The sequence below is a fragment of the Arthrobacter sp. B0316-1-20 genome (genome assembly GCF_059091865.1).
On record NZ_JBNHHC010000156.1, the window covers coordinates 1 to 4,169 of the forward strand.

The following is a 4,169-nucleotide window of genomic DNA, read 5'->3' on the forward strand; positions in this document are numbered from 1 at the left end:
GCTTCACGCCAAGGCGCTGTGCGTTGGAATCGCGACCATTGCGAGTGGAGCTCGCACCCTTCTTATGTGCCATCTGATTTGCCAAACCGACCACCAGCACGATCTGGACGGCCACGTCGATCATGCAGCTGACGGCACGCGCCGCAAAGCTTGCCGGGCGCAACTCCAGGACCACGGCCTCGCCGGTCACGATGGAACTCATGTGAACTAGTCTAGAGGCGTGGATATCGATGCCTTCAGCGCCGTGCACAAAGCGGACTGGGACCGCCTGGACCAGCTGGCCGCAAAACCGATGCTGAGCGGCGAGGAAGCGGACGAACTGCTCGTCCTTTACCAGCGGACTTCCACCCATCTGTCGATGATCCGGTCCATTGCTCCGGAAGGCGCCCTGTCGGCGTCGTTGTCCACCCGCCTGTCGCGGGCGCGGACCAAGTTCACCGGCGCCCGCTCCAATTTCATGGAGGACGTTGCGGTGTTCTTCGTCCATTCGCTGCCGGCTGCGTTCTACCGGCTGCGCTGGTTGACCGCGGCCATCGGCGTGCTGTTCGTGGGCGTCGCCTGGCTGTTCGGCGCCTGGGTGGCCGGGACCCCGGAGGTCGTCAATGCCATGGGCAGCGATGCCCAGATCCGGCAGTATGTCGAGGCCGACTTCGTGGACTATTACTCGGAGAACCCGGCCGCCTCCTTCGCCGGTGCGGTCTGGACCAACAACGCCTGGATCGCCGTGCAGTGCGTGGCGTTCGGGATCACCGGGCTTTGGGTCCCGGTGGTGCTGTACCAGAATGCGCAGGGCGTGGGTATGGCCGGCGGCCTGATGGCGGCGTTCGACGAGCTGGACACGTTCTTCATTTACATCCTGCCGCACGGGTTCATGGAGCTGACCTCGATCTTCATTGCGGCAGCCGCGGGCCTGCGGATCTTCTGGGCGTGGGTGGCCCCCGGGCCGCGGCCGCGGCTGACCGCGCTGGCCGAGGAGGGACGGTCGCTGATGACCGTGGCGCTGGGCCTGGTGCTGGTGCTGTTCGTTTCCGGCCTGGTGGAGGGGTTCGTGACGCCGAGTCCGCTGCCGGCGTGGCTGCGGCTGGCGATCGGTTTCCTGGTGTTCGCGGCGTACTGGGTGTACACGTTGCTGCTGGGCAAAAAAGCGTACGACGCCGGTCACCGCGGCGATCTGAATGTCACCGATGCCGGGGACCGGATCCGTACGGCCTGACCGGCGTGCCGCTGGTTGGTGCGTCTTTCGAATCATCGCGGCGCCGGACGGGGTGGCAGCACGTTTCGGCCCGCACCGGCCGGTAATCTCGAACTAAGCAGTACCGGCGCGGGCCGGTCCATGCCCGCACTCGTCCGTTCCGACCGTCACGAAAGAGGCATTAGTGGCACGCGAAGAAGAAGCCCCCAGGCAGGTACCGGGACGCCAGGAGGCGGAACCGGCGCCGGACGACCGGGACCGGACCGCGGTCCAGGGCCGGACCGCTCCGCTCAGCGCTGCGACGCTGGTAGCCGGCGCGGCGGATGATCCGGCGCTTGCGCAGCTGGAGGCTGCGGCAGGTGCTGCGGCGGTGACACCGCAGACCGCCGACGTCCCGGTCACGGCGGTCTTCCCGCTTGCCGAGGACAGGGCCGGCGCGTCCGGAGCCGGGGCCCCGCTGCCCGAGTTCCTGGAACCGAGGGCTGCGAAGCCGCAGGTCCCGGGACCGGAGGCGCCGAAGGACGTTGCACCGGAACAGGCTGCCCCGGAACCGGCTGCCCTCACGGAGGATGCCACGGAAACGGCTCCTGCCGTCCCCGCCACCATCCGCCAGCGGCACAACCTGCCCATGCGCAAGGCCGGCACCATGCCGGCCGACCTGAAGCGTTACGAGGACACCACCACACCCGAGGCCGGCCGCACCGCCGAAGCCGGGACCGGAACCGAAACGGGAACCGGGACGGCGAGCCTGCCGGTAGCAGCCTCCGCTGCGGTGCCCGCCCCGGACGCTTCAGCCGACTCCGATCGCGCGGCCCCGTCTCCCCGCCGGGCAGCCGGCGCCGGCGCGGACCCGGCACCGCAGACAACCGAGCTGTCGATCCGTCCGCCGGAGGAAGAGGTCATCCGCCGGGTGGCGGAGCGGGAGGAGGCAGTCAGCGCCAAGCCGCTGGCCGGCCGTATCCTGCAGACCCTGCTGGCGGTCTTCTTCCCGTTCATGCTCGTCGCCGGGGCCATCCGGCTGCTGACCACGCCGCTGTTCCTGTGGATCGAGTACCACCGGCCCGGCTTCCCGGTGGACACCTACGGCTTCAGCATCGACGACCGGATGACGTACGGTTCCTACGCCCTGGATTACATCATGAACTGGGCCGGGCCCCGCTATCTGGGCGAGGTGGTCAATGCCGAGGGTGACAACCTGTTCCTGCCCACCGAGGTCAGCCACATGCAGGACGTGAAATGGGTCCTGGCCCTGTCCTTCGTCGCGGCAACCGTGATGCTGGTCTTCAGCATCATCGCGGCGGTCTACCTGGCCCGGAAGTACAAGGGCGGCATCCGGCGCGGGCTCTTCGCCGGGTCGGTAGCGACGATCGTGCTGATCGGTGCCCTGGCCGCCGTCGCACTGCTGGCCTGGGACGTCTTCTTCACCGCCCTGCACAATGTGTTCTTCGCCGAAGGCACGTGGAGCTTCCGCTTCAGCGACACGCTGATCCGGCTCTTCCCGCCGCAGTTCTGGATGGATGCGGGGATCGCCGTCGGTGCCCTGGTGCTGATGACAGCCGTCACCACCCTGGTCTTCACCTGGCCCACCCGGGAGCGCCGCCGCCGTTCGATGGAAGCGCAGCGCGCGGCCCGGGAGCGCTACTTGACGTAGAGCTTCTCCACGTCGGCGGCGAAATCCTCGAGCACCACATTGCGCTTGAGCTTGAGCGTCGGAGTCATATGGCCGGACTCGAGCGTGAAGTCCCGCTCCAGCACCACGAATTTGCGGATCTGCTCGGCGCGGGACACGGTGGCATTCGCCCCGTCAATGGCCTGCTGCAGCTCGCCGAGGATCCGGGCGTCGGTGCACGCCTCTGACGGGCTGAGGGCCGGCAGCTGCTGCGCGGAGGCCCAGGAAGCCAGCGCCTCGCTGTCCAGCGTCACCAGCGCCGAGACGAAGGGCCGGCCTTCGCCGACGACGACGGCCTGGCTGACCAGGGGATGCTCGCGCACCTTCTCTTCGAGCGGCTCCGGCGCGACATTCTTGCCGCTGGCCGTGACCAGCAGGTCCTTCTTGCGGCCGGTGATCGTCAGGAAACCGTCCTCGTCCAGCTCGCCCAGGTCCCCGGTGTGGAAGAAGCCGTCGGTGAAGGCAGTCTCGTTGGCCTGAGGATTGTTGTGGTAGCCGGCGAACACGCCGATGCCCTTGATCAGCACCTCGCCGTCGTCCTCGATCCGGATGGCGGTTCCCGGAACCGGGATGCCGACGCTGCCCACATGGACCAGGTTCGGGGTCTCCACCGAAGCGGGGGCCGTGGTTTCGGTGAGGCCGTAGCCCTGCAGGACGTTGATACCGGCGCCGCGGAAGAAGTGCGCCAGGTGCGGGCTGAGCCCGCTGGCGCCGGAGACGGCGTAGTCCAGTTCGCCGCCGAAGACCGCCCGCAGCTTGGGATAGAGCAGCTTGTTGAACAGCGCCCGCTTGGCCTGCAGGATGGGGCCGGGTCCGCGTCCGGTCCCGCGGTTGCGGGCATCCAGCGCCCGGGAGTAGCTGACCGCGGTGTCCACGGCGGCGTCGAAGAGCTTGGCCTTGCCCCCGGCCTGGGCCTTCTGCTGGGCGCCGGCAAAGATTTTTTCGAAGATGCGCGGAACGGCCAGCAGGAAGGTCGGCTGGTAGGTGCCGAGGTCCTCGAGCAGTTCGGCCGCATTGGCGGTGTGGCCCATCTTGACGCCGGCGGCCATGCAGATGACCTGGACGGCGCGGGCCAGCACGTGCGCCAGCGGCAGGAACATCAGGCTGCGTGCGTTGGGGGCCAGCAGCAGCTCGGCGAGGAACTCCGTCACGTTCACCGCCACCAGCGCGAAGTTCGCGTGGGTGATCTCACAGCCCTTGGGCCGTCCGGTGGTGCCGGAGGTGTAGACCAGCGAGTCCGCGCATTAGTAACGGCAAAGTAGCGGTAAAGCTGCGAGGCATGTTCGACGCGGAGGTCGCCGAGCGACT

3 protein-coding genes and 1 pseudogene are annotated in these 4,169 nt (G+C 68.1%); 2 read left to right on the forward strand and 2 right to left on the reverse strand.

All coding sequences use genetic code 11. The features are described 5' to 3' along the window. The coding region (locus AC5RW2_RS40910; RefSeq protein WP_494075287.1) for a 50S ribosomal protein L27 at positions 1-202 on the reverse strand (202 nt) is incomplete at its 3' end. 18 nt (positions 203-220) lie between these two features. Between AC5RW2_RS40910 and AC5RW2_RS40915 the strand changes: the two genes are divergently transcribed. Both AC5RW2_RS40915 and AC5RW2_RS40920 read left to right on the forward strand, forming a co-directional pair. Next, complete coding sequence (locus tag AC5RW2_RS40915) at positions 221-1,213, forward strand: stage II sporulation protein M (RefSeq protein WP_494030931.1); 993 nt, start codon at positions 221-223, stop codon at positions 1,211-1,213. 163 nt (positions 1,214-1,376) lie between these two features. Further along, complete coding sequence (locus AC5RW2_RS40920; protein WP_494030932.1) at positions 1,377-2,843, forward strand: DUF1461 domain-containing protein; 1,467 nt, start codon at positions 1,377-1,379, stop codon at positions 2,841-2,843. Here the strand turns inward: AC5RW2_RS40920 and AC5RW2_RS40925 are convergent. After that, positions 2,831-4,096 (reverse strand): annotated as a pseudogene (locus tag AC5RW2_RS40925) (AMP-dependent synthetase/ligase); the annotation flags it as partial. The gene AC5RW2_RS40920 and the pseudogene AC5RW2_RS40925 sit on opposite strands and share 13 nt — an antisense overlap. Positions 4,097-4,169 lie beyond the last annotated feature (73 nt).